The sequence below is a fragment of the Psychrobacter sanguinis genome (genome assembly GCF_020736705.1).
Lineage (GTDB): Bacteria > Pseudomonadota > Gammaproteobacteria > Pseudomonadales > Moraxellaceae > Psychrobacter > Psychrobacter sanguinis.
On record NZ_CP085990.1, the window covers coordinates 1,988,096 to 2,013,101 of the forward strand.

The following is a 25,006-nucleotide window of genomic DNA, read 5'->3' on the forward strand; positions in this document are numbered from 1 at the left end:
TTAAATCAAACATGTGGCTAGGGTTTTCTATCAACAAACGTGAAAACCGTGAAGCCGGATTAAACTGGCAATTGTCGTACCGGTTGTAAAACTTTTAAATTAAACGTGCTTAACAAATTGGTCGTAATCGAACCTAAATTGTTCATTGTAAATACCGTTGTCGCTTCTTTCACCCGCACCAATCATCATGGCAATGTGGTGGTGACGGGTTAAGCCCAGTAGTTTTTTCATACCTGGTTCATCAAATCCGCCCATTGGGCAGCTATCAAATCCGTATGCTCTTAGCGCCAACATTAAGTTCTCAGCCGCTAAAAACGTATTGCTAAGTGTCCATTTTACTTGGTCAGCCTGAGTGTAGTAGGGCGTGACTACGGGACCTTTAACTTTGCGATGTACGGTGGCAAACCCCCATTTAACCACGGCTAGCGCATTAATTGGATCTTGGGTATAAACCAGTGGAATAAGCTTTTCGTAATATCTCTTAACCTTCGCCGGTACCGGCTGTTGTGGATATTCTTTAATAATTTGCTTGCTGTGTTGTCGCCAGTTATCGGTACGGGCAACAACGGCTATCAATCGACTAGAGGTCTTGGCTGCGTTTTGTCCTAGGCAGAGCTTAACTGCTTTTTTCTTAACCTCTTCTGAATCAATAACGTAAAACTCCCATTGCTGCAGATTACTGGCATTGGGCGCAAGCATTGCCATACGCAAACAATCTTTAAGAACCTCATCAGGGATAGGGGTGTCGGTAAAACGTCTTATTGATCGGCGTGACTCAATTACCTGTTTAAAAGCCTCTAAATGAGGTGCATTTAAGCTACCTGATTTTGGTTTATGGCTTTTTTGGCCCTCTGTTTCTTGGCTTTCTATATGAGGCTCATCATGCGACTGTTTTGTCATTCTTAGCATATCCTTTGCAAATTAAATGTTGTTCAATACTTTTAATATTTAGTAAGTGTTACTTAAGTAAGCGTCATTGAGAAAATCAAACCCGTTTAACGAACTGATCGTAATCGAAACGGAATTGGCTGTGGTAAATCCCATTGTCGGCTCGTTCTCCTGCACCAATCATCATCACCACATGATGATGATCACTCAGCTTAAGCAGTTTTTTTAAGGCCGGTTCATCAAAACCGCCCATGGCACAGCTGTCAAAGCCGTGAGCACGTAATGCCAAAATTAAATTTTCGGCAGCTAGGGCCGCGTTATTTGTTGCCCAGTTTTTGACATCTTCAAACGTATAATAAGGGCTTTTGACCGGTCCTTTAACCTGACGGGCTGCTTGAGTCAGCGCCCATTTGGCGACTGATATCACGCCGGCAGGTCCACGTAAAAAGTCTAGAGGGACAATTTTTTCATAATAGTCACGCACTTTTTTGGGTGCTACACCGTCTGGGTACTCTCGAATATTTTGCTTGGCATGGTCGTGTCAATTATCGGTTCTCGCAACCACAGCGATTAGCTTGTTCGCTGTTTTGGCAGCATTTTGATTCATACAAATCTTGTTGGCTTTGCTACGCTTGTCTGGCGTTTCAATAATATAAAACTCCCAAGGCTGTAAGTTGCTTGAATTGGGAGCAAGCATTGCCAAGCGCAAACAGTCACGCAGCACATCATCTGGAATAGGGGTATCAGTAAATCGTCTTACCGAACGGCGAGACTCAACTACCTCTGTGAAGGCGGCTAAATTCTTTGATGATCTAATATCTTGCATAGCAACACCTTGATCTGTTTTAGTCTCTTGGGTGGGGGTAGGACTTCCTTGGTCTTGTTGTGACATAACATATTTATCCCTAAATAGGTAATGATATAAGGGTGAAAATAAGTAAGCGTCGCCTCAAAGATGAAACAACGCCGTTCACGCCCTATTAAAGAGACAATTCTGTTAATTAAAGGTCAGCTTGATACTCTTCAGCAGATAATAATGAATCAAAGTCATCAGCGTTGTCAGGCTTGATGCGGTACATCCAACCTTCACCGTATGGGTCAGTGTTGATAACTTCAGGATCATCTTCAAGCGCTTCGTTGATGGCCACAACTTCACCAGTGATAGGGGCATAAACGTCTGAGGCTGCTTTTACAGATTCTACAACAGCAACTTCGTCATCTACCGCTACTGTATCGCCCACATCTGGAAGCTCTACATATACGATATCGCCAAGCGCTTCTTGAGCATGGTCAGTAATACCGACAGTGATAGTGCCGTCGTCTTCCATACGTAACCACTCGTGGCTAGCAACATACTTTAGTTCTGATGGAACATTACTCATAAATTTCTCCAAAAAGGTAGAGGGGGTGGGTTAAAAGCAAATTTGATATCCAGCTTATAAGTTAAACCTATAACTTAAACTCAATCAGGCGGAATATCCAATTACGTTAAAGGTTTAATTCAATAAAATCGTAACGCTATAAAACTTAATCACTATAGCAAAGTATAGGCCGGATTTTTAGTAGAAAACATCAGAGTTTCTGCTTTATCAACCGGCCTATCCTGTCAGATTAATGTTGTTTTAAAGGTTTGAATAAAAGACAGTACAATAAAAATTCTAATGATAAAAAAATTATTAACAATTAATCGAACTGTTTTTCACCATTACGCACGAAAGGTAGCTTCAAGACGCGGACATCGACAAACTTACCTTTACCGCGTAAGTCTACTTGTACCTTGTCTTCATCAGTAATGTCTGCAGGAATACGAGCGATCGCAATAGACTGCTTTAAGCTAGGTGAAAAAGTACCACTGGTAATAACACCTGTGGTTTCTTTGTCGGTACCTTGATTGATAGTCACGGTCATACCTTCACGTAGGACACCACGAGTCTCAAGCAATAAGCCCACTTGCTTCATAGCAGTGCCATTATCTTTGGCTTGCTGACGCTTGGCCACAAGAGCATCACGGCCTACGAAGTCACGGTCATCTTTAAGGGCCAAAGTCCAGCCCATGTTGCACTCATAAGGACTAATAGTGTCGTCCATATCATGACCGTATAAGTTCATGCCCGCTTCCATACGTAAGGTGTCACGAGCACCTAGGCCGGCAGGTTTGATGTCATTCTCTAGCATAAGCTTATAGAATTCTTCAGCACTGTCACCGGGTAAGATAACTTCAACGCCGTCTTCACCAGTATAGCCAGTACGGGCCACAAACCAGTCATTGGCTTCAATGTCAGTCAAATCTGCACCAACGAATGGCTTTAGACCCTCTAGTGTTTCTGACCAAGCTGGCTTTGCTTGTTTTAATTTAGCGACAGCATTAGGACCTTGAATGGCTAAAATAGCCAACTCTGGACGCTCAGTTAAAGTAACTTCAAAGCCTTCGGCTACTTTGTTGAAGTTAGCCAAGTCTTTGTCACGAGTTGCGGCGTTAGAAACGATACGGTATTGAGTTTCTTCTTCATTCATAAGATAAACGATTAGGTCATCAATGATGCCGCCTTCTTCATTTAACATACCTGAATACAGAGCTTTACCCACAGTCTTAAGTTTGGCAACGTCATTTGCCAATAACTTCTGTAACCAAGCTTTGGCCTGACTGCCTTCGATATCTGTAATTACCATGTGTGACACGTCAAACATGCCAGCATCGGTACGAACCGCTTCGTGCTCATCGATTTGAGAGCCATAATGAATAGGAAGTTCCCAACCAGAGAAGTCAACGATTTTACCGTTGTTATCTAAGTGAGACTGGTAAAAGGGAGTGCGTTGTAATGTAGTCATGACAAGTCCTTGTGGTGAGTGACAAAAGGGGTTAATAAAAAGTATCTCAAAGGGTAATAACTAATTAAATTAAGAATTTGGTTATACAGAGTTGATAGCAACCGAAGTATGTCAACCGTAGTATGTATAGTCACAGGGTGGCATATTTACAGCGTATTAACATGATAAATTACTACCAAGAACCAATACCTTAACATCCACTGTGTCTAAAATAAGCACAAAAAAAAGGCAAATAAGCCTACGAGTCAACTCGATTGACAGTTAACACGCCAAGCTTCTCCTATCTATAAATAAAAGATAAAAGAAGTAAACGGTGTACTAAACTGACAAGAGGTCTCGATTAACTTATTTGCCCCATCTGTCCTGTTACCTGAGATTTTCGATATCTACAACTTGTACTAATAGTTATTAACCTAGCAGTTAATAACCTACTAAAATTACCAAGCTATAAAATATCTTTTCCCCTTCGGTGGGTATTTAACACCTTATATAAAACGCCTTTATATTAAGAGCGACTTTATATGAAGTGAATACCACTCTCCAGATTTGTCATCGTTGTCCTACCTTTGTTGTGTATTCAACATAAGGTATAGACCCTTCCATACAAGGCTATAATAGCCTGCGGTGGGTTAATGAGTCATTCAGTCCGGTTACCTGAGCGATTGGCAGGGTGCTTACGCCTTCGGTGGCAGTCGAGTTTAATAACCCTAGTTTAATAACCATATGGGGTCAAAAAGGCCACTGCGCTCTCCTGAAAAACGCCCTTATTATGAAAGGTGCGAACTTATTTTACAAGTCACAAATTCTCAGTATTAGGCTTATAGCTGCAAAACCGTGTGCAAATAAGGGTTTTATCGTCAAAAATACCCCAACAAAGCCGGATTTCTCAGTTAAAGTGAGGGAGTTAGCCTAAGCAAAACGATTTTATGTTTTGTATTGCGTTGATTTTATTAGCATATTCGTTATTATGGGCAACTTTATTAATGTGGTACTGTATTATATAGTCAGTTATAGAATAGGACAGCGTGCTTAGTCTTTGAACATTTATTCTCTAAGTACTTAGTTTTACAGGCTTTGTGTTTACGTACCTAGTACTGATAATTAGTGCTCATAACTCATAATTAGTGCTCATAAACTGTAAGCACCTGAACCAATAACAGACCTACAAACCAATAACAGATATAAAAGGTAACCTCTAATGCATTGTGATATTTATAAATTCCCCAAGCACAGCGAAATGTACGTTTATATTGCCAGACCTGACTATCCTAATGACACCGATAAAATTAAGGATTGGTTAGGGGTATTGCCAAAAGAGTTACGCAAAAGCTTGGGCGAAGGTAAGTTTTTGATGCATTTAGATTTGGAAGAGACTAAGAAGCTGGCCCGAGTCGACAAAAATGAGGTGATCGAAAAATTAAAATCGCAGGGCTATTTTGTACAGTCTCCGCCATCAGACGTATTGTTGGCACAGGCTCAAGCCCGTATGAAAGATGCGCAAGACAAGCGTTATGACTGATAGATAAATTTAACTTTTTCAATTGTTGTAGAAAACATTTAAAATAGATACTCGTGGTGTGATATTCACACGTAGGGTAATCCTAACTGAGCCACTACGAGCGATTACGCAGGCTGTGATTTGGTTTATTATTGCCTCGGTCATGGTAGAATACGCGAACTAAAATATGATCTATTACTGTCTCGGTATGTTTGAGCAGTAAGTGTACTTTAATTTTAATTAACTTTTAGATTGAGCATTGCATGGAATGGTTACGCAATATTGTTATTAATTTGCCGCTGGATGAAATCAGCGATAAAGTAAGCCGATTGACGATTTGGTGGAGTAACTTTGTGGCCGATGTGCCACCGGATATGTTGCCATTGTATGCCTATGTCGGATTTTCCGTAATCGTCCTATTATTATGGCTACTGATCGTTAGAGTATTGCCAAGTCCTATAGGTGGTATGAGCTGGCTAGCCGTATTCTCAATCTTACTGGCACCAGGGTCTGCTGCTGGCAATACCGGTGAAGTGGCGCCTGCTAGTATCGGGGTCATTTACGGTATCTTAATGAAAGAGCCAGGCTTAGCAATGCGCAGTCTATTACCGATCTTGGTAGTATTCTCAGTTGGGCTTGTATTGGGCTTTATTTGGCAGTTGATCAAGAACACGATTGAGAAAAATGCCAATCAAGCCAGTCATTGCCGATGAAAAGGCCAACATGCAACTGGCGTCTGCCAATTATGTGGACTTGGTTAAAGGTGATGCCGCAGTAGACAATACTCCTGAGCTTGTGAAGCAAAAACGCTCAGTGCCTTTGGCTAAAGAAGAGGTAACGGTAGAGACGCCAACGACAAAAGACAGCACGACACCCAAAAAAGACCTATAGTTCAACGCTACTTTTAAATCGCAGTAAATAAAGGGCAATAAAAAATTCAATAACGGTCAATAATCAAAGGCATTGTTGGCCGAAATGGCTTGAGTTATAGCGGTTTGACTGGAATTTCCTGAGTTACAGTCGTCTGATAGCTCTAAATGATTAGACGTAACTGGTTAGACAATGCGGACTAACAAATACTCGCTGAAAAATATAGATATTTGAATTAGATATGAATTATGAATATAGGCATCTGACTCGTAACTTCAATCATGAATTGCTATGGTTAACTGCTTAGCTAGACCAACTTGATGTCTTTGATAACTTAATGCTTTTAATAAAATACCGCTCATAATAGATACCATACACTCCTTCATCCTTCCGGTTTTTTGTTTTTACCACTTTTTAAGGGGTTAAAATCATGACTAAAACCAACCAATTTTTAGCCCCGCTCTGTAATCAACTAGCATTCTCTTAATCCATAGCCCTTAAATTTAACGAGATAATAACTATGACGCAGTCCACTAATGATGTTCAAAATACACCCAAAGAATTTACCGGTACTCAAAGCTATATTGCCACTGATGACTTACAGTTGGCGGTCAATGCGGCCATTACTTTACAAAAGCCATTGTTGATCAAAGGTGAGCCTGGAACCGGTAAGACTTTATTGGCCGAAGAAGTGGCACAGAGTTTAGGAATGCCACTGATTACTTGGCATATTAAATCAACGACTAAAGCTGAGCAGGGTTTATACGAGTATGATGCGGTGTCCCGTTTACGTGATTCACAGCTTGGCGATGATAAGGTCTATGACATTAATAACTACATCAAGCCAGGTAAATTATGGGAAGCGTTCACCTCAGAGCAGCGCAGTGTGCTATTGATCGATGAGATTGATAAGGCAGATATTGAGTTTCCGAACGATTTGCTGCATGAACTGGATAAAATGTCGTTTTATGTTTATGAGACCGGCGAGACCGTTGTTGCGGACAAACGTCCAGTAGTTATTATTACTTCAAACAACGAAAAAGAACTGCCTGACGCCTTCTTACGCCGTTGTTTCTTCCATTACATCGACTTCCCTGATGAGCAGACCATGCGTCAAATCGTCGATGTGCATTTCCCTAATATTCAGCAAAAACTGGTCAATGATGCGTTAGATATCTTCTATAAGCTGCGTAATGTTCAGGGTTTAAAGAAGCCACCTTCAACCTCAGAGCTAGTGGACTGGTTAACGCTATTATTAGCGGATGATATGGCACAGCAAGAATTAGAGGAAAACCTACGCGGTGAGAAGTCTATTCCACCATTGTACGGCGCACTGCTTAAGAATGAAGCGGACATTACCTTGTTGCAGCGCTTTGCTAACATGATGAGACGTTAAGTTAAAGCAATATTAAAGACGTTAAATAAGAGCTCATATTATCAGAGTGAGATTAACCAAGATTGGGTGTAATAAACCGAAGGGCTAGGCTGATATGTTTGTAAAACTGTTTTATACCTTACGTACTTATGGAGTGCCAGTCAGTACGCGCGAGCTACTAGACTTGAATGCTGCACTTGATAAGGGATTAATGCGTCAGCCACACCCCGAACTTTCTAAACAGTTTCCTGAAGATAAAGAGCTGTGGTACTTCGCTAGCCGTGATGATATGTATCGGCTGATTAAACTATGCATGGTTAAAGATGAGCGTCACTTTGATAAATTTGACCGTGCTATGGCCGACTATTTCGATGGGGTGGACAGTTTAGATATTGATGAGTTGATGTCTAAGCTCACCGATATCCCTAAAGAATGGCTAGACTTAAAGCTTGATCCCAAAAACTTGACCGAAGAGCAACGCCGTTTACTAAAGAAATATGGTTCGCTTGAAGAGCTTATGAAGGCGTTGGAAGAACGTCTTAAAGAGCAAAAAGAGCGTCATCAAGGCGGCAGTAAATGGGTAGGCACCGGGGGTAGTTCACCTTTTGGAGCCTATGGCGATCATCCTGAAGGGGTTCGCGTCGGCGGTGAATCGCGTAAACGTAGTGCGGTTAAAGTATGGGAACAGCGCAAATACCGCGACTTGGATGATGACAAACAGCTGGGTACGCGCCAGCTGCAAATGGCATTACGCAATTTACGCCAATTTGCCCGTACCGGCAGTGCTGATGAACTCGATATTAAAGAGACCATCAAGCGTACGGCCCAGAAAGGGGTATTAGACATACATATGCAGCCTGAACGCCGCAACCGAGTTAAAGTACTTATGTTGTTCGATGTGGGCGGCAGTATGGATATGCATATTGAGGCGTTAGAGAAGCTGTTCTCAGCGGCAAAAAATGAGTTTAAAACCCTTGAGTTCTATTATTTTCACAATTGTCTCTATGACTACGTGTGGAAAAACAATCAGCGTCGTCATGCTGAACGCACGCCAACTATGGAATTACTACAAAAATATGGGCGTGAATATCGGGTTATCTTCGTCGGCGATGCGTCAATGTCTCCTTATGAGCTTTTTTCAGTCGGTGGTAGTGTCGAGTACATGAATGCAGAGGCTGGCGTGGTTTGGCTAAAAAGAATGCTTGCGCATTTCGATAAGGTAGCGTGGTTGAATCCAGAGGACCAAGCCTACTGGCAATATACGCACACCATTGGCGAAATTCAAAAGCTGATGGAGGGGCATATGTATCCGATGACCTTACATGGGGTTGAAGAAATGACAGCGTATTTAGCCAGATAGCGGAGCGATTAATCGTTAATGGCTTAGATAATGAATATTTAAATAGTTATTGATAAAAACTCAAATTCGAATATCTGTCTGTCATGTAAATAACTGGTATATAAATAATTGGGCTGTAAATAAAAGGAAAGAAATAAATTGATAAAGTCTTATTTAGACAAAGGAAAAGTATCTGCTTCAGTAGCGGCGATGGCATTGATGATATCGACCCTAATGATAGGCTGCAGCAAAGCAGAAGAGAGCAACAAAGTGGCACAGCCAGAAACAAAGGAGTTATTCGTGGGGATGTGCTTCAATGATGCCATTCCTGATGAGACTGCTATCGAGGAAAATCCAGAGACTGCAGTCAGTAATGCGACCATTACCAATATTGCGATGGAATCTTTGTCTTGTAAAGCTTCACATGATAATGAGGTGTACTATATTCATCAATTGCCCGAAGAGTCTAAGTCGCACCTTGAGACGGAGCAGTTCTTCGAGGACATGTTAGATGTGTGTGAAGACAAGTTTAAGGGCTATGTCGGTAAGTCTTATAAAGACTCATTCTATGAAATGTCAGTTTTGTTGCCAACTACTCAAAGCTGGGAGCAAGGACATAAAGAAGCCGTATGTTATGCCTTTCACCCCGATGCCGAAAAGCTAGACTTTTCTTTAAAAGGCATTAATAAATAATCATAGTCCATAACAAATAAACATCTGCTGGGTTGGAATTATCCGTCCTCGTCTCTATATATATAGATTCAATAAATACCCCTTATCCCTGCTTTTAATTTTTTGGAAGAAGACATGCTAAAGACCCCTTACTATCAAATTGATGTGGCTGCCTTAAAGCAAAATTTAGAAATCGTCCAGCGCCTTTGTGAGTTATCAGGGGCGAAAGCTTTATTGGCACTTAAGTGCTTTGCAACTTGGGGTGTGTTTGATGAGATGAAGCCATATTTACACGGCACAACCTCATCTTCTTTAAATGAAGTGAGACTGGGTAAAGAAGAGTTTGGTGGTGAGATACATGCCTATAGCGTGGCTTATGGTGCGGATGAAATCGACGAAGTATTGACCTACGCCGATAAGATTATTTTTAACTCATTCAATCAGTTACATGCTTTCAAAGACAAAGCCAAAGCACAAGATGTCCCTGTTGGGTTACGTATTAATCCGAAGACCAGTAACTCTTCGTTTATTATTGCTGACCCAGCGCGTCCCTTTAGCCGTCTAGGTGAGCACGATATCGATAAGATTAAGCCGGTCATTAAAGACATTACTGGGGTTATGATTCATAACAACTGCGAAAATGACAGCTTTGAAGCGTTCAGTGCAAGCTTGGAAGATATCGAGACTAAGTTTGGTGAGCTGTTTTATCAGCTAGAGTGGGTCAGCTTAGGTGGTGGCATTCACTTTATTGCGCCCGATTACCCATTAGAGAGATTGGCAGCAAGATTAAAAGGCTTTAGTGAGAAATATGGGGTTCAGATTTATCTTGAGCCAGGCGAAGCGTGTATTCATGATGCGGCTAAGTTGGTAACGACTGTGTTAGATACGCTGCACAACGGCAAGCCTCTAGCTGTAGTGGATGCGTCTATTGAAGCGCACATGTTGGATCTTTTGATTTATCGTGAGACGGCGCCTTTGGTGCAAATTAATGAACAATCGTGCCATATGACATCGCAGCAGACCGATGACAGTACCATTATCTATGGCAAATCTTGTTTGGCAGGCGATATCTTTGGTGAATATGCGCTTGAGAAGCCACTAAGTATAGGTGATAAAGTGGCCTTTGGTAATGCGGCAGGCTACACCATGGTCAAAAAGAACTGGTTTAATGGCGTGGCTATGCCATCTATCGTTATTTGTGATGAACAAGGTGAGCTTAAAGTACAAAAAACCTTTGGTTATGAAGACTTTAAATCAAGTCTGTCTTAAATGGTAGTGTCATAATTGAACGCTAAGGAAATAACATCCAAAGTAGTTATTTGACGTTGGTTTAGCAAATGAATTGGCTTTATTTCCCCTAATAGCAGATAGACATGGCATGATAGTCGCTAATCTTTTGTTTAAAGCAGTATTAACTTTTGGCTGTTTGCGATGATTTTCTTTTATGAGGTCACCGTAAATAGCACAAATTACGGTCGCATAATTGTCCATTTGACATTATAATGCTCGGTTTTTAGTTTCTAGGCTTTTGTGTACTTTTGACACATGTTTAGAGGCTAAAAAATTGTATGACTGATTTTATTTTATTTCGGGTGCGTGGGTTTTCCCAATTCTTCCTTTTTAATTCACGCACAACACTCACGGTGTCAATTATCTTTTAATTAAATTGACCCACTAAGGAGGATTTCCAGATTGACTACTAATGCTCAAACCCCTAAACGCAACGTCCTAATCATAGGTGCTGGTGGCGTGGCCCAAGTTGTTGCTCATAAATGTGCGATGCATAACGATGTGTTGGGTGAGCTACATATCGCCTCGCGCACCAAAGAAAAGTGTGATGCTATTGCCGCTAGCGTGGAAGAGAAAGGCAGCTTTAAACAGCCTGCAGTTCTACACACTCATGCAGTGGACGCTATGGATTCTGCCGCTGTTGCTGAGCTAATTAAAGAGACAGGCACTCAGATCGTTATCAACGTTGGTTCAGCTTTCGTTAACATGACGGTACTTGAAGCTTGTATTAATACTGGTGCAGCTTATATTGATACGGCGATTCACGAAGACCCACGTAAAATTTGTGAAACGCCGCCTTGGTATGGCAACTATGAATGGAAGCGTAAAGAGCGCTGTGAACAAAATAACATTACGGCCATCTTAGGCGCAGGTTTTGATCCAGGTGTGGTTAATGCTTACGCACGTGCCGCTTACGATATGATGGATAAGGGTTCGGTTACGGATATTGATATTATCGATATCAATGCCGGTAGCCATGGTAAATACTTTGCCACTAACTTTGATCCAGAGATTAACTTCCGTGAGTTTACCGGTACGGTTTACTCTTGGCAGAACAGCCAGTGGCAATCAAACAAAATGTTTGAAGTAAAGCGCACCGATGATCTTCCCGTAGTGGGCGAGCAAAACAGTTACTTAAGTGGTCATGATGAAATCCATTCATTATCAGCCAACTTAGATGTGCCTAATATTCGTTTCTGGATGGGCTTTGGTGATCATTACATCAACGTATTCACTGTGCTTCAAAACTTAGGTCTATTGTCTGAGCAGCCAGTGGTGACTGCTGAAGGTCAAGAAGTGGTACCCCTAAAAGTGGTGAAAGCAGTGCTTCCAGACCCAAGCTCACTGGCGCCAAACTACACAGGTAAAACCTGTATCGGTGACAAAGTGAAGGGTGAAGTGAATGGCGTAGATACTGAAATCTTCATCTACAACGTGTCTGATCACAAAGAAGCTTACAATGAAGTAGGTAGCCAAGGTATTTCTTACACAGCAGGTGTACCACCTGTCGCTGCTGCTATGCTTGTGGCTACCGGTGAGTGGGATGTGGGCCATATGGCAAACGTTGAAGAGTTGGATGTGAAGCCATTCATTAATCTGCTTAACAACATCGGTTTACCAACCCGTATCCAAGATGATAAAGGCGATCGTCCTTTAGAGTTTGAGATTTAATTACCGTTTACTCAAGCCATACATGATCTTATTAGAAGAGGACTTAGTTAATCTAAGTCCTCTTTTTTATGACACAAATTTGAAGTGAAGGGCTATTTATGTGAAGCTGTGGGAGTGACAAATAATAAAACCAACAAGGATGAGTATGTTATGAACCATAAAATCAATTCGATGGCTTCTGCTTTATTAGCAGTATTATCAACAAAATGGGTATTAAGTAGCTTGATATTGAGTGGCTTGATCTTAAGTGGTTGTCAAAGTAGTGGCCTGTATAATCCAGACACAGCATCGAATGATGCGACTCATGAAGTTGAAACAACCCAGGCTTCTCTCTCACAGGTAGCGAAAACCAAAACTCTAAAAAGTAAACACAGTTTTAATGAGACAGTGACGCGTCTTGAAAATGCCATAACTAGCAAGAATATGACGGTGTTTTCTAAAATAGACCATGCTGCAGCTGCTCAACAAGCCGGCTTATCAATGCAGCCTGCAACGCTTCTTATTTTTGGTAACCCAAAAGCAGGCACGCCTTTAATGAAAAAAGACCCAAGCTTTGCTTTACAGCTGCCTCTTAAAGTTTTAGTGACTGAAGTCGACGGCAGGGTACTGGTGATGTTTAATACAACAGAGGCGTTGATCGAAAATAGCGGTATTAATTATAGTGATGTGGAAAATACGTTGGTTGGGGCTGAAAAGCTAATTACTAAGACGGTTACTGAATAGAGGTTGTGAGATTCAGGGGGTTAAATAGAGACTAATAAATATTAGCCAGATTCAATAAAACCGGTTAAATATGAGGCTCTAAATACAGCTTACTAAACATAAACTATAAGCTAAAATTAACAGGGCAGGGTGCCATTACGGGTTAAAAAAAGCCTCTCACTAAGTGAAAGGCTTCTTTGTTGTTAATAATTGGGTCTACGGTTTAACTTATCCGCTTCTAGCAGAATAAGATCAACTTAGAATCAAACTGTCATCTTCCACTTTTTCACCACGGGTCGTTTCAAACATTTCAAGTAAGTCATGTACGGTCATGCCTTTGCGTGTATCACCTGAAACGTCTAATACCACTTGGCCTTGGTGTAACATCACCGTACGGTCACCGTGAGTCAGAGCTTGCTGCATAGAGTGGGTAACCATCATCGTCGTTAGATTGTTATCAGTGACAATCTTGTCGGTCAGCTCTAATACGAAAGCGGCTGTTTTTGGATCTAGTGCGGCGGTATGTTCATCAAGTAATAAGATTTTTGAAGGCTGTAATGAGGCCATTAATAGACTAACCGCTTGACGTTGACCACCGGATAGCAGTCCCATCCTATCGGTAAGACGATTCTCTAGGCCTAGTTTCAAAATAGACAGCTTTTCACGAAACAGGTCCCGGTTTTTATTGTTCAGAGCAAAGCTTAATCCGCGTCTGGTGCCACGCTTATAAGCCAGAGCCAAGTTTTCTTCAATGGTTAATGCCTCACAAGTCCCTGCCATGGGGTCTTGGAAAACACGGGCCACCCAGTGTGCTCTTTGGTGTGCTGTCTTCTTGGTAACATCAATGCCGTTTAATAAAATTGACCCACTGTCAACACGGGTGGTGCCGCTTACTGCGTTTAAAAAAGTCGATTTACCCGCGCCATTGGTACCGATTACGGTCACAAATTCGCCTTCAGCAATATTTAAGCTAATGCCTCGCAGTGCAGGGTTTTCGATGGGAGTGCCTCGGTTAAAGGTTAACCTAAGGTCGTTGGCTTGCATCATAGGGCGATATCCTTATTGGTTCAGAAAGTCTGAATAAAACAGTTAAACAGGGGGCTAAGTTCGACGACCTGACAATAGCTTTGACTTTATCGACGGTAATTGAAGTGCAATCACAACCAATAAAGCGGTAATTAAGTTCAAGTCTTGTGAGCCAAACCCGATACTGCGTAAGGTATCACTTGATAATGCCACTTGAATAAACAGCTTATAAATAATGGCACCTATAACCACAGCAAAGGTAATTAACCAAATACGTTTGGCAGGGATAATGGTTTCCCCAATAATAACTGCGGCCAAACCAATAACAATGGTTCCGATACCAATTGAAATATCAGCACCACCTTGGGTTTGAACAAACAGTGCGCCTCCCAAAGCGACCAAAGCATTAGAGATTGCCATACCAATAATGGTCATCCAAGAAGTGTTAATGCCCTGTGCTTGTGCCATGCGTAAGTTCGAGCCCGTCGCACGCATCGAGAGTCCTGATTCAGTACTGAAGAATAGGTCTAGTACTAATTTGGCAATCAATACCACGCCACCAATGATAACGCAGCGCATCCAGTAGCCATTCTCATTGGTAACTAAGTTACTAAATACAGTATTTTCACCCAATAAAGGTAAGTTTGGAGCACCCATAATACGTAAGTTAACTGAATATAAAGCCACCATCACCAAAATACTGGCCAACAGCTGCAAAATACCCAACTTCACATGTAAAAACGCAGTAACCATACCTGCTACCGCACCTGCTAACATGCCTAAGCCACAAGCAATCCAAGGGTCAATGCCAGAGACAATAGAGATGCCAGCAATAGCGCCGCCCAACGGGAAACTTCCATCAGCCGTTAAGTCTGGAAAATCAAGAATTCGAAATGAGATAAGTACGCCTAAAGCCACTAAGGCATAAATAAGACCACTTTCAAGGGCACCGAAAAAAGCAATGAGAGACATAAGAGATTTAGACACCGCTTAGGGTTCGGCAGACTGCTTCGCATGGCAGGCCACCAAAGTTTATTTAACAGATTAGACAATCTGCGCTTAGGGTAAACCAATGAGCATTATGATTGCGAAAATTAACAACCGGTAGCATAGCACCCACCAATATCGGTTGACCACAACTTAATAAATTAGCAGCAGTCATAAAAAATAATTTATTCTAGCAAATATACTAAAATGTGAACAATCTAAAAAGCACATGACTCTAATCATGTGCCTTTTATTTGTCTTATTAAAAGTTAGAGGCTGAGTCGCTTAGAAACAACCTCCAATAAGTCATCAGATACTGAGTTAGTCTTGAACTTCTTTGGCTTTTGACAACAAGGCTTGTGGTAAGGTAATACCTTGTTCCGCAGCATGACTCTTGCTGAGATATAAGTCTAAAGATTCCGCTTTATAAACAGGGATCGTACCTGGTTTTTCGCCTTTTAGGATTTTAACCACAATTTTGCCAGTTTCGCGGCCTAAATCATGATAGTTCACACCTAATGCTGCGACGGCACCACGTTCTACAGAACCTGTGTCTGAAGCAATTAAAGGTACTTTGCTTTCTTTAGCCACTTGATATAAAGATTCATAGGCTGACACAACGTTGTTGTCTGTAGAGGTGTAAATAACATCCACTTTGTCAGCAATACTACGCGCTGCCATAGCAATGTCATTACTCTTCTGGGCTGGAGCAGAATGAACAGTGATGCCCATAGGTTGTAATTTATCTTGTAAGTTCTTTAAAACGATGGTTGAGTTAACCTCACCAGGACTATAGACATAACCCACATTCTTAAGACTTGGGATAATTTGTTTCATCAAATCAATCTGTGGCTCATAAGGTAGAGCATCAGAGGCACCAGTAACGTTGGTTCCTGACCCATCCCAGCTTTTTAGTAGCTTGGCTTCTACAGGATCAGTCACTGCCGAAAATACGATAGGAATTGAGTTGGTAGCCGCGGCCACTGACTGAGCAGAAGGCGTGGCGATAGCAACTATAACGTCTGGATTATCACCGACGAATTGCTTCGCAATCTGACCGGCGGTAGCAGTGTTGCCTTGTGCACTTTGGAAGTTAATCTTTAAGTTTTTACCTTCTTCATAACCTTCAGCGGCAAGCTCTTCGATCACGCCTTGGCGGACCGCATCTAAAGCAGGGTGCTCAACAATCGCTGTAATGGCAACTTGTTTCACATCGGTTGCAGCTGGCGCATCTGCAGCGTTATTACCTGCTGTCTTATCTTCAGTACTGGGTTGATTACAGCCAGTTAAAACTGCTGCTGCAACGCCGCCCCACATTAGGGTCTTCATAAAGCGATTTTTAGTGTACATCGGTCAATCTCCTGGGAAGTAGTACCCCCTTACAAATTTCCGTCTATAAGGGGTGTGAGCTTTTTAAGCTATTGTTTATTTCGCCGCATTGCTTGGCTTGGTTTCATCCACATTAATGCCATCGGCTATAACAGAAGAATCCAGGGTAATGCCTTGCTGTTTGGCATGCTTTGGACTGACATATAGTGTCAGCTTGTTCATAATTTCAGGTTTAATATCAGTAATAGCTTCGCCATTTAAAACACGGTATACCATCTTGCCTGTGACTCGGCCAAAGTCATAATCATTAACACCAAGTGCTGCTGTTGCCCCGCGGCGTACACTGAATTCATCCGAGGTAATAACCGGAATCTTCATTTCGTTAGCGGCACTGGCCATGGCTTCAAAAGCACTGATAACGTTATTGTCTAAAGAGGTGTAAATAACATCAGCGCGACCTTGCAAACTACGCGTCGCCATCGCCACATCGGTAGGGCGGTTGGCAGTCACTTCTAATATTTTTAGACCACGAGCAGGCGCTGCTTGTTGCAACTGCTTTAATACTGTGACTGAATTTGCTTCACCTGGGCTATAGACATAACCAATGGTCTTGGCGTTTGGCACAATCTTTTGGATTAGGTCTAACGGTGGTTCGATAGGTAGTTGGCTCGACAAACCTGTGATGTTGGCCTGAGTCGGAATATTGTTTTCATTTATCAGTTTGGCTGCCACAGGGTCTGAGATAGCAGTATAGATAATAGGAATAGTGGTGGTCGAGGCGGCGATAGTTTGTGCAGAAGGTGTGGAAATAGCGATGATAGCATCAGGCATATCTCCAGCGAATTGCTTAGCAATTTGTCCTGCTGTCGCCGTATTGCCTTGCGCACTTTGGAAGTTAACCGTTAAATTTTTGCCTTCAACATAATCATTGGCTGCAAGCTCTTCGATAATACCGCGGCGAATTTCATCTAGCGAGGGGTGCTCGACAATCTGAGTAATGGCCACAGTTTTCGCTTCTTTGGTGGTTGCAGCGTTTGAATCTGTTTCAGGAGCGGGCTTATCAGTACAGCCACTTAACGTCGCTAAGCCAACCCCAAGAGTCATCGCCATCATGCTGCGCCAGACTGATTTATTCTTCACAGTAGAGTTGAAGATTGAAACTGGCTTTACAGAGGTCATGAACGAGAGAGAGTTTGACTGCTTTTGCATTTGATAGTCCATTTAATTTTAACAGTGTAAGTCTATATTACAATAATGTAACACAACTGGGAAATAAAAAAAGTAGCCAAAACGCATAACGTAACATATAACACAAAAAATAAAAGCCGATGTTCAACATCGGCTTCTATCTTCAGGCGTTAAGACGGTCAAAGTGTATTAATTGGCAGTTAAGCGTTACGCTAATTGGTCACCCACTTTACACTCATCTGGTAAAGTAATGACGACTAAGCCTGTTTTAGGATCGCCAGAAGATAAAATCATACCTTCTGATACCCCGAACTTCATCTTACGCGGAGCAAGATTAGTCACACAAATGACCTTCTTATTGGCCAACTGCTCAGGCTCATAGAATTTACGAATACCACTAAACACATTGATAGGCTGGTCTTTACCAATATCTAAAGTGAATTGAAGTAGTTTGTCCGCCCCTTCAACGTGATTACACTCAAGCACTTGGGCCACTGTCATTTCAACTTTCATAAAGTCGTCAAATTCAATGTAGCTGTCTAATGCTTCTACATTTTCTTGTTGCGCGTTATCCGCTGAAGTCTGCTTGCTATCGGCAGGTACCATAGTAGGCGTGGCTTCCAAATCTTGTTTTGACTCTTCAATCATGGCATCGATTTGCGACTGTTCAATACGCTGCATTAATGGTTTGAACTTATTGATTTTATGGCCGAGTAATAGCTCATGGCGGCTGGCAAAGCTTAAATCATCAATGTTTAAGAATGATTTAGCATTATCGGTCAGCTCTGGTAACACAGGCGCCAGATACACCATCAGCTGACGGAAGATATTAATCGCCACGGTGCATACATCTTGAACTTCTTGTTCACGGCCTTCTTCTTTAGCCATTGACCAAGGTTTTTTGCTGTCGATGTACTCGTTGGCTTTATCGGCACACTGCATAATTAGGCGCATAGCACGGCTGAATTCACGATTTTCATAAGCCGTTGCAATTTCTTCACCGGCACGAACAATCTCATTCAATAGCTCTGGCTCAGCACAGTTTTCAGAGAGCATACCGTCATATTTTTTAACGATGAAGCCGGCACTACGGCTGGCAATATTTACCACTTTACCGACCATGTCTGAGTTAACCTTTTGCATAAAGTCTGCAAAGTCTAGGTTCATGTCCTCAACTTTATCTGATAGCTTGGTGGCAAAATAATAGCGCAGATACTCTGGGTGAAGGTGCTTAGCAAAGGTTTCAGCTTGGATAAATGTACCGCGCGACTTACTCATTTTTTCGCCATTGACCATCAAGAAGCCATGAGCGAACACCCCCGTTGGCGTACGGTATTGCGCACCTGACAACATAGCCGGCCAGAATAAGGCATGGAAATAAACAATGTCTTTACCGATGAAATGATAAAGCTCAGTTTTGTGTTGGTTCTCTTCCAACCAATAGTCATCGAAGCTCAATTCAGGTCTAAGGGGATCAGTTGAGCCTTGACGCTTTTTGCATAAGTTTTTAAAGCTGGCCATATAACCGATAGGCGCATCTAGCCACACATAAAAGTATTTATCCGGCTCGCCTTCAGGGGTATCTGGAATTTTAAAACCAAAGTAAGGACCATCGCGCGAGATGTCCCAACTTGCCAGACCAGATTCAAACCACTCTTGCAATTTGTTAGACACGGATGTCTGTAAACGACCCTCATCTTTGGTCCACTGTTTTAAGAAGGTTTCGAATTCAGGCAAGTTAAAGAAATAGTGCTTTGAGGTTTTTAGAACTGGCGTCGCACCCGATAGTGTCGAGTATGGGTTTTTAAGTTCAGTGGCATTATAAGTCGTACCGCACACTTCACAGTTGTCCCCATATTGATCTTTGGCCTCACATTTTGGACATTCGCCTTTAACGAAACGGTCTGCTAAGAATAACTGCTTCTCTGGGTCAAACAACTGTTCCACATCTTTGGTTGTAATATGACCCTCGCTATTTAGACGACGGTAAATTAATTCCGAGAACTCTTTATTCTCTTCAGAATGAGTGGTGTGATAGTTGTCGTAGTTAATTAGAAACTTAGCAAAGTCTGCCTGATGCGAGCTTTTGACTTCTGAGATAAGCTGTTCTGGAGTAATGCCTTTTTGTTCTGCTTTAAGCATGATACTCGTACCATGTGCGTCATCGGCGCAAACATAAGTTACCTGATGACCTTGGGCTTTCATAGCGCGCACCCAGATATCAGTTTGAATATGTTCTAAAAGATGACCCAAGTGGATATTGCCATTGGCATAGGGAAGGGCACTGGTAACAAGAATTTGACGCACAAAATCACCTATAAAGTTTATTAATTTTTGAAAGATTATCAGAATATAAAATGTGTGCCTATGATACCGCAAATGTCATAAAAATGGGAATTAACCTCTGTATAAATAGGGCATATTCGTAAAACTAAGACCATAAAAATTAGAGGTTTATTGAAACGGTTAGTACCGAGGACGTACAGATATATTGAAAAAGGTCGTTTGAGGGATTTTAAACAGCCAAAGATTGAGCTAGAATCATCCACTTATAACAATTAGTGTTTATGGATTAAAAAATTAGTTTTAACAAGGATTCGTTATGTTTCAATTTCTCACCAATGCCAGTGTCCAACTGGTAAATAAATATCTGCCTTCTCCATTCGTTTTTTCAATCATCTTAACGTTTATTGCCCTCATTGCCGGCATGTTATTAACCGGTCAAAATGTCTTAGAAATGGCAGGACATTGGGGGAATAGCTTATGGTCTTTGCATAGTTTTGCCATGCAGATGGCTTTAATTCTAGTGACAGGCTATGCCTTTGCTAATGCGCCTATAATTCAACGATTTTTAGACCATCTGGCCAGTAAGGTCACTTCACCGGCTATGGCCATTGTCATTTCAACCTTGGTGGGGCTAGCAGGATCTTGGATTAACTGGGGTTTCGGGTTAGTGGTGGGGGCTATCTTTGCTAAGTCACTAGCACGTAAAGTTGCTAACGTAGACTATCCTTTATTGGTAGCAGCAGCTTACTCAGGTTTTGTTATTTGGCATGGTGGTTTTTCAGGGTCGATTCCATTAACTTTAAGCTCTGGTGGTGAAAATTTACAAAAGCTATCAGGAGGTGTGCTTACCGAGGCCGTCCCCTTATCACAAACCATATTTGCCTCATATAACCTTATAATACTTATTGCTTTAATTATTATTCTGCCAATCGTTAACCGTTTGATGCACCCCAAGAATCCAACTACTGTAGATCCTTCACTGATTAAGATTGAATCGGTAGTAGCACCTGAAAAAAACACACCGGCGCAAAAACTTGATGACAGTCGTGTGGTGGCTTGGGTACTAGTGGCTTTCGCTGTTCTTTATTATATCAATTACTTTACAAACAATGGCTTCAACTTAGGGCTCGATATTGTTATTGGCTTGTTTTTATTTATTGGGTTAATGGCTCATGGCACCTTAGAAAGATATTATCGTGCAGTCAAATCTGGTATTGGTGGGATAGCTGGTATTGTGCTGCTATTCCCATTTTATGGTGGCATTATGGGGATTATGACAGGTGCAAATGCTGACGGTATATCGATTAGTACTGAAGTCACTAAGTTTTTCATCAATAATGCTACGGCCGATAGTTTTCCTGTTTTTGCTTTCTTAAGTGCAGGTTTGGTCAATATATTTGTGCCTTCAGGCGGAGGACAGTTTGCCGTGCAAGGTCCGGTCATGATGCCGGCTGGCGTAGCTTTAGGTGTCAGTCCCAGTATCACAGCTATGGCAATAGCATGGGGTGATGCATGGACAAATATGATTCAACCTTTTTGGGCTTTACCTTTGCTCGGTATTGCTGGATTAGATGCCCGCGCTATTATGGGATATTGTTTAATTATTTTAGGCGTATCTGGCGTGGTCATTACGGGTGGATTTTGGTTATTGGTTTAACCGACTAAGAGCTTTAAAATTGTTGTTTTATAAGCTGTTTTATAAATAACCATAAGCGTAAATAGCTATAATTAAAAAAGCCCTCTTCACCAGTAAGAGGGCTTTTCTAATTAGAACCTATTGCCAACCGTCATTTAGCTTTTGATAACGGTTGAAAGACAAAGGTTAAATATCAAAGGTTGCTACCACTCTATGCCATTAAAAAGACCCAAACATGGTACCTAATACGATAATCACTGTGGTAGCGACCAATGGAATGAGCATGGTTACCATGGCAATATTTAGATAAGACTGTCTGTGAGTTAGTCCACAAATGGCCAGTAGGGTAATCACAGCGCCACTATGCGGCAAAGTGTCTAGACCACCGGCTGCCATCACGGCCACTCTGTGCATCAGTTCAGGATCAATACCGGCTGATAGGGCCATGGCATAATAATTTTCTCCTAACGTGGACAGTGCAATACTTAACCCACCTGAAGATGACCCCGTAATTCCTGCTAAAGTAGTCATAGCAATGGCTTCTGATATTAACGGATTTTCTGGGTTAAGATTCAAAATACTATCGCGAATGATAACAAAGCCTGCTAAAGAGGCAATAACCGCCCCATAACCGACTTCTGAAGCCGTATTAAAAATAGGCAGCATGGATTCATAAGTGCCTCGGTTAATAGACTTTTTCAAACTATGCCAATGACCAATACGCAAAATAATCAGTACGATACAGGCCACTATTAAAGAGATGATAATAGACCAAAGGCCAAGTGAGCCTTCAACGTTTAGATCAGGGTATTGAGTTTGCAAGCCGCTAAAATCAAGACCTGGGAAGATGACATAGGTGAGCAGTGCGTTTAATCCGATGACCAATATCAAAGGAATGATAGCGGTTGTAAAAGATATTTTATGCTCATCTGTGGTTTTGCTATGGTCAATATCGTCTTTTTGTTCTAAGTCGTCTTCGTGTAGCCCATAGCCTTCTCCTGCAGCGATTGCTTTATTGGCACGAGATTGTAGCCAGTACCAACCGGCGAAAAACATAATCGCTGCACCAATCATGCCCAAAATAGGTGCTGCAAATACGTTAGTGTTGTAATAAGGGATAGGGATAGCATTCTGAATGGCAGGTGTGCCGGGGAGTGCGGTCATGGTAAATGTGAAAGAGCCCAGAGCAATTGCAGCAGGAATTAAGCGTTTAGGGATGTCTGCTGCTTTAAATAAGTCTTTGGCAATGGGATAGATGGCAAATGCCACAACAAACAAGGAGACACCGCCATAGGTCAAAATAGCACACACCATAATGACTGAAAGAATGGCTTTATTACTGCCAAGTTTGTCTACCACTGTATTGGCAATAGCAGTGGCGGCCCCAGAGTCAGCAATTAAACGACCAAAAAGTGCTCCCAATAAAAAGATTGGGAAGAACTTCATTAAAAATCCGCTCAGCGCAGACATAAAGACATCGGTATAAGCAGGAATTCCGCTTAAAAAATCACCCGACAAAAAGACGGCCAATATCGCCATAATGGGCGCTAAAATCAGGACTGAATAACCCCGATAGGCGAAAAACATCAATAACAATAACGTTATGATAATAGCGAAAGTGCTAAACATATTTGCCTTCTCCTTGGCATAAATTTAAATAAAAAACACCTTTAGTATCCGCAATATCATCTTTTAATAAAGGTGCAGTAGCGACAGCCGGCTGCTTTGATATTGAGGCAATAGTCTAAAGGTGCTTGTGATAAATCCGTCTATCAATAATCCAGTATAGTGGAAAAATTATTTGGTTGACAGTTGTACCCATAAATAAAAATTCAGGTTAAACTGAAGCCCAAAAAGAGGTATTATCTATTTCATTACGTTTTTCGATAGCTCTATGTTGACTGGCTTTATGTTGACTAAATGATGACTGAGTTCTTCGAAGGAATGTGATTCAATAAAATTCTTCAATTGATTCAAACAGGGAGAGAATAATGAGTCAATCAAAACTATACGACAGTGCTGAATCTGCTTTAAAAGACATTATCCAAGATGGACAAACTTTGGCTATTGGCGGATTTGGGCTGTGCGGTATTCCAGAAGCGCTTATCCTAGCGTTAAGAGAAAGTGGGGCAAAAGAGCTGACTTGTATTAGTAATAATGCAGGGGTAGATGATTTTGGCTTAGGATTGCTGCTTCAGACTCGTCAAATCAAAAAAATGATTTCCTCCTATGTGGGTGAAAATAAAGAATTCGAGCGTCAGTTTTTAGGCGGTGAGCTTGAGGTTGAGTTGACGCCTCAGGGAACTTTGGCAGAGAAGCTACGCGCAGGTGGTGCGGGTATCCCTGCTTTTTATACGGCTACAGGCGTGGGTACTCAAGTGGCAGAAGGCAAAGAGACCCGTGAGTTTGAGGGACGTACCTATATTTTAGAGCATTCGTTGACAGCTGATGTGGCCTTAGTAAAAGCACAAAAAGCGGATAAAGCGGGCAACCTAATTTTCAATAAAACAGCGCGTAACTTCAATCCCGACTGTGCCATGGCAGGCAAGATTACGGTCGCAGAAGTCGAGGAAGTGGTAGAAATTGGAGAGCTTGATGCCGATGACATTCATTTGCCAGGTATTTTCGTTCAAAGATTAATTGTGAATAGCCGCCCTGAAAAGCGTATCGAAAAAGTGACAGTTAAAAAATAGAGCAACACCGTTAACAAAATAATTTCAGAAAGACGATCAGGTCGAAAAACGCCTACAAAGTCAAAAGATAACAAGGAGTATGAATATGGCATGGACAAGAGAACAAATGGCGCAGCGCGCCGCCAAAGAGTTACAAGATGGTTTTTATGTGAATTTAGGGATTGGTTTACCTACCATGGTGGCCAATTATATTCCTGAAGGTATGGATGTTTGGTTACAGTCAGAAAATGGTCTATTGGGCATTGGTGAGTTTCCAACAGAAGACAACGTGGACGCAGATTTGATTAATGCGGGCAAGCAAACCGTGACCGCCAAACCGGGTGCTAGTTTTTTTGGTAGCTCTGATTCGTTTGCTATGATTCGAGGCGGGCATGTTAACTTAGCTATCCTTGGTGCTATGGAAGTATCTGAAAAAGGTGACTTAGCCAACTGGATGATTCCGGGAAAAATGGTCAAGGGTATGGGCGGCGCTATGGACCTAGTGGCAGGCGTACAGCGTGTGATTGTGTTGATGGAGCAAATCAACAAACATGGTGAGCCTAAAATCTTGGCCGAGTGCCAGTTGCCTTTAACCGGTAAAAACGTCGTGGATAGAATTATTACTGAATTGGCGGTATTGGATGTGACGGATAACGGCTTAAAGCTGGTAGAGTTGGCAGAAGGTGTTAGCTTTGAAGAGCTACAGAATAATACCCCCGTCACCATTGCTCAATAAAAGTAACATTCA

21 protein-coding genes, 1 pseudogene and 2 riboswitches are annotated in these 25,006 nt (G+C 41.8%); of the genes and pseudogenes, 12 read left to right on the top strand and 10 right to left on the bottom strand.

All coding sequences use genetic code 11. From position 1 onward, the window contains the following. Positions 1-99: 99 nt before the first annotated feature. The 4 genes and pseudogenes from LK453_RS08420 to gcvT form a co-directional block, all read right to left on the bottom strand. Positions 100-900: a nitroreductase family protein gene (locus LK453_RS08420; RefSeq protein WP_201535200.1), complete on the bottom strand. Its 801-nt coding sequence runs from the start codon at positions 898-900 to the stop codon at positions 100-102. 85 nt (positions 901-985) lie between these two features. Then, positions 986-1,780: pseudogene (locus LK453_RS08425) on the bottom strand (nitroreductase family protein). A 109-nt stretch (positions 1,781-1,889) separates the two neighbouring features. Beyond that, positions 1,890-2,270, bottom strand: coding sequence for a glycine cleavage system protein GcvH (gcvH, locus tag LK453_RS08430; RefSeq protein WP_007395359.1), 381 nt, complete (start codon positions 2,268-2,270; stop codon positions 1,890-1,892). Between the two features lie 301 nt (positions 2,271-2,571). Further along, positions 2,572-3,717 carry a glycine cleavage system aminomethyltransferase GcvT gene (gcvT, locus tag LK453_RS08435; protein ID WP_201535197.1) on the bottom strand — a complete coding sequence of 382 codons (1,146 nt, stop codon included), beginning with the start codon at positions 3,715-3,717 and terminating at the stop codon, positions 2,572-2,574. A 348-nt stretch (positions 3,718-4,065) separates the two neighbouring features. Beyond that, a riboswitch (glycine riboswitch) is annotated at positions 4,066-4,271 on the bottom strand. Positions 4,272-4,349: 78 nt separating this feature from the next. Then, a riboswitch (glycine riboswitch) is annotated at positions 4,350-4,481 on the bottom strand. Between the two features lie 434 nt (positions 4,482-4,915). Between gcvT and LK453_RS08440 the strand changes: the two genes are divergently transcribed. The 9 genes from LK453_RS08440 to LK453_RS08480 all read left to right on the top strand — a co-directional run bounded on the left by LK453_RS08440 (position 4,916) and on the right by LK453_RS08480 (position 13,155). Continuing rightward, on the top strand, positions 4,916-5,236 hold the full coding sequence (locus LK453_RS08440) for a YcgL domain-containing protein (protein ID WP_007395357.1): 321 nt from the start codon (positions 4,916-4,918) through the stop codon (positions 5,234-5,236). A gap of 242 nt (positions 5,237-5,478) precedes the next feature. Then, the gene (locus LK453_RS08445; protein ID WP_227674344.1) at positions 5,479-5,928 is read left to right on the top strand and encodes a hypothetical protein; all 450 of its coding nucleotides are present in this window, start codon (positions 5,479-5,481) and stop codon (positions 5,926-5,928) included. Continuing rightward, a complete protein-coding gene (locus LK453_RS08450; protein ID WP_227674343.1) occupies positions 5,900-6,106 on the top strand; it encodes a hypothetical protein in 207 nt (68 codons plus the stop codon). Before LK453_RS08445 ends, LK453_RS08450 begins: the two co-directional genes overlap by 29 nt. A 499-nt stretch (positions 6,107-6,605) precedes the next feature. Beyond that, the gene (locus LK453_RS08455; protein ID WP_201535194.1) at positions 6,606-7,481 is read left to right on the top strand and encodes an AAA family ATPase; all 876 of its coding nucleotides are present in this window, start codon (positions 6,606-6,608) and stop codon (positions 7,479-7,481) included. 94 nt (positions 7,482-7,575) lie between these two features. Beyond that, positions 7,576-8,820 (top strand): vWA domain-containing protein, encoded by a 1,245-nt coding sequence (locus LK453_RS08460; protein ID WP_201535191.1) that lies wholly within the window; start codon positions 7,576-7,578, stop codon positions 8,818-8,820. 138 nt (positions 8,821-8,958) lie between these two features. Further along, a complete protein-coding gene (locus tag LK453_RS08465; RefSeq protein WP_201535187.1) occupies positions 8,959-9,492 on the top strand; it encodes a septum formation family protein in 534 nt (177 codons plus the stop codon). 114 nt (positions 9,493-9,606) lie between these two features. Continuing rightward, complete coding sequence (gene nspC, locus LK453_RS08470; RefSeq protein ID WP_201535184.1) at positions 9,607-10,740, top strand: carboxynorspermidine decarboxylase; 1,134 nt, start codon at positions 9,607-9,609, stop codon at positions 10,738-10,740. Positions 10,741-11,163: 423 nt separating this feature from the next. After that, complete coding sequence (locus LK453_RS08475; RefSeq protein WP_201535182.1) at positions 11,164-12,432, top strand: saccharopine dehydrogenase family protein; 1,269 nt, start codon at positions 11,164-11,166, stop codon at positions 12,430-12,432. Positions 12,433-12,582: 150 nt separating this feature from the next. Then, the gene (locus tag LK453_RS08480) at positions 12,583-13,155 is read left to right on the top strand and encodes a DUF302 domain-containing protein (protein WP_227674342.1); all 573 of its coding nucleotides are present in this window, start codon (positions 12,583-12,585) and stop codon (positions 13,153-13,155) included. 231 nt (positions 13,156-13,386) lie between these two features. Here the strand turns inward: LK453_RS08480 and LK453_RS08485 are convergent, their stop codons facing one another. From LK453_RS08485 to metG, 5 genes are all read right to left on the bottom strand, one after another. After that, positions 13,387-14,181 (bottom strand): ABC transporter ATP-binding protein, encoded by a 795-nt coding sequence (locus tag LK453_RS08485; protein WP_007395348.1) that lies wholly within the window; start codon positions 14,179-14,181, stop codon positions 13,387-13,389. A 54-nt stretch (positions 14,182-14,235) separates the two neighbouring features. After that, entirely contained in the window at positions 14,236-15,132 is an 897-nt protein-coding gene (locus tag LK453_RS08490; RefSeq protein ID WP_201535180.1) for an ABC transporter permease, read from the bottom strand. 336 nt (positions 15,133-15,468) lie between these two features. Then, complete coding sequence (locus LK453_RS08495) at positions 15,469-16,497, bottom strand: ABC transporter substrate-binding protein (protein ID WP_007395345.1); 1,029 nt, start codon at positions 16,495-16,497, stop codon at positions 15,469-15,471. 75 nt (positions 16,498-16,572) lie between these two features. Further along, positions 16,573-17,589 carry an ABC transporter substrate-binding protein gene (locus LK453_RS08500; RefSeq protein WP_144295775.1) on the bottom strand — a complete coding sequence of 339 codons (1,017 nt, stop codon included), beginning with the start codon at positions 17,587-17,589 and terminating at the stop codon, positions 16,573-16,575. Positions 17,590-17,871: 282 nt separating this feature from the next. Then, positions 17,872-19,971, bottom strand: a complete 2,100-nt coding sequence (gene metG, locus LK453_RS08505) for a methionine--tRNA ligase (protein ID WP_201535178.1) — start codon at positions 19,969-19,971, stop codon at positions 17,872-17,874. Positions 19,972-20,266: 295 nt separating this feature from the next. Between metG and LK453_RS08510 the strand changes: the two genes are divergently transcribed. After that, on the top strand, positions 20,267-21,607 hold the full coding sequence (locus LK453_RS08510; protein ID WP_201535167.1) for a short-chain fatty acid transporter: 1,341 nt from the start codon (positions 20,267-20,269) through the stop codon (positions 21,605-21,607). Between the two features lie 198 nt (positions 21,608-21,805). On the opposite strand, the gene LK453_RS08515 is transcribed toward LK453_RS08510, so the two are convergent. Then, positions 21,806-23,215, bottom strand: coding sequence for a GntP family permease (locus LK453_RS08515; RefSeq protein WP_201535164.1), 1,410 nt, complete (start codon positions 23,213-23,215; stop codon positions 21,806-21,808). A gap of 362 nt (positions 23,216-23,577) precedes the next feature. Here LK453_RS08515 and LK453_RS08520 point away from each other — a divergent pair, with 362 nt between their 5' ends. Continuing rightward, positions 23,578-24,279, top strand: coding sequence for a CoA transferase subunit A (locus tag LK453_RS08520; protein WP_201535161.1), 702 nt, complete (start codon positions 23,578-23,580; stop codon positions 24,277-24,279). Positions 24,280-24,364: 85 nt separating this feature from the next. Beyond that, positions 24,365-24,994: a CoA transferase subunit B gene (locus LK453_RS08525; protein ID WP_044298353.1), complete on the top strand. Its 630-nt coding sequence runs from the start codon at positions 24,365-24,367 to the stop codon at positions 24,992-24,994. Positions 24,995-25,006: the final 12 nt, after the last annotated feature.

Coding starts and splice junctions, on each gene's coding strand:
- LK453_RS08420 (WP_201535200.1), bottom strand. CDS start 900: ATGACAAAACAGTCGCATGATGAGCCTCATATAGAAAGCCAAGAAACA.
- gcvH (WP_007395359.1), bottom strand. CDS start 2,270: ATGAGTAATGTTCCATCAGAACTAAAGTATGTTGCTAGCCACGAGTGG.
- gcvT (WP_201535197.1), bottom strand. CDS start 3,717: ATGACTACATTACAACGCACTCCCTTTTACCAGTCTCACTTAGATAAC.
- LK453_RS08440 (WP_007395357.1), top strand. CDS start 4,916: ATGCATTGTGATATTTATAAATTCCCCAAGCACAGCGAAATGTACGTT.
- LK453_RS08445 (WP_227674344.1), top strand. CDS start 5,479: ATGGAATGGTTACGCAATATTGTTATTAATTTGCCGCTGGATGAAATC.
- LK453_RS08450 (WP_227674343.1), top strand. CDS start 5,900: ATGCCAATCAAGCCAGTCATTGCCGATGAAAAGGCCAACATGCAACTG.
- LK453_RS08455 (WP_201535194.1), top strand. CDS start 6,606: ATGACGCAGTCCACTAATGATGTTCAAAATACACCCAAAGAATTTACC.
- LK453_RS08460 (WP_201535191.1), top strand. CDS start 7,576: ATGTTTGTAAAACTGTTTTATACCTTACGTACTTATGGAGTGCCAGTC.
- nspC (WP_201535184.1), top strand. CDS start 9,607: ATGCTAAAGACCCCTTACTATCAAATTGATGTGGCTGCCTTAAAGCAA.
- LK453_RS08480 (WP_227674342.1), top strand. CDS start 12,583: ATGAACCATAAAATCAATTCGATGGCTTCTGCTTTATTAGCAGTATTA.
- LK453_RS08485 (WP_007395348.1), bottom strand. CDS start 14,181: ATGATGCAAGCCAACGACCTTAGGTTAACCTTTAACCGAGGCACTCCC.
- LK453_RS08490 (WP_201535180.1), bottom strand. CDS start 15,132: ATGTCTCTCATTGCTTTTTTCGGTGCCCTTGAAAGTGGTCTTATTTAT.
- LK453_RS08495 (WP_007395345.1), bottom strand. CDS start 16,497: ATGTACACTAAAAATCGCTTTATGAAGACCCTAATGTGGGGCGGCGTT.
- LK453_RS08500 (WP_144295775.1), bottom strand. CDS start 17,589: ATGATGGCGATGACTCTTGGGGTTGGCTTAGCGACGTTAAGTGGCTGT.
- LK453_RS08510 (WP_201535167.1), top strand. CDS start 20,267: ATGTTTCAATTTCTCACCAATGCCAGTGTCCAACTGGTAAATAAATAT.
- LK453_RS08515 (WP_201535164.1), bottom strand. CDS start 23,215: ATGTTTAGCACTTTCGCTATTATCATAACGTTATTGTTATTGATGTTT.
- LK453_RS08520 (WP_201535161.1), top strand. CDS start 23,578: ATGAGTCAATCAAAACTATACGACAGTGCTGAATCTGCTTTAAAAGAC.
- LK453_RS08525 (WP_044298353.1), top strand. CDS start 24,365: ATGGCATGGACAAGAGAACAAATGGCGCAGCGCGCCGCCAAAGAGTTA.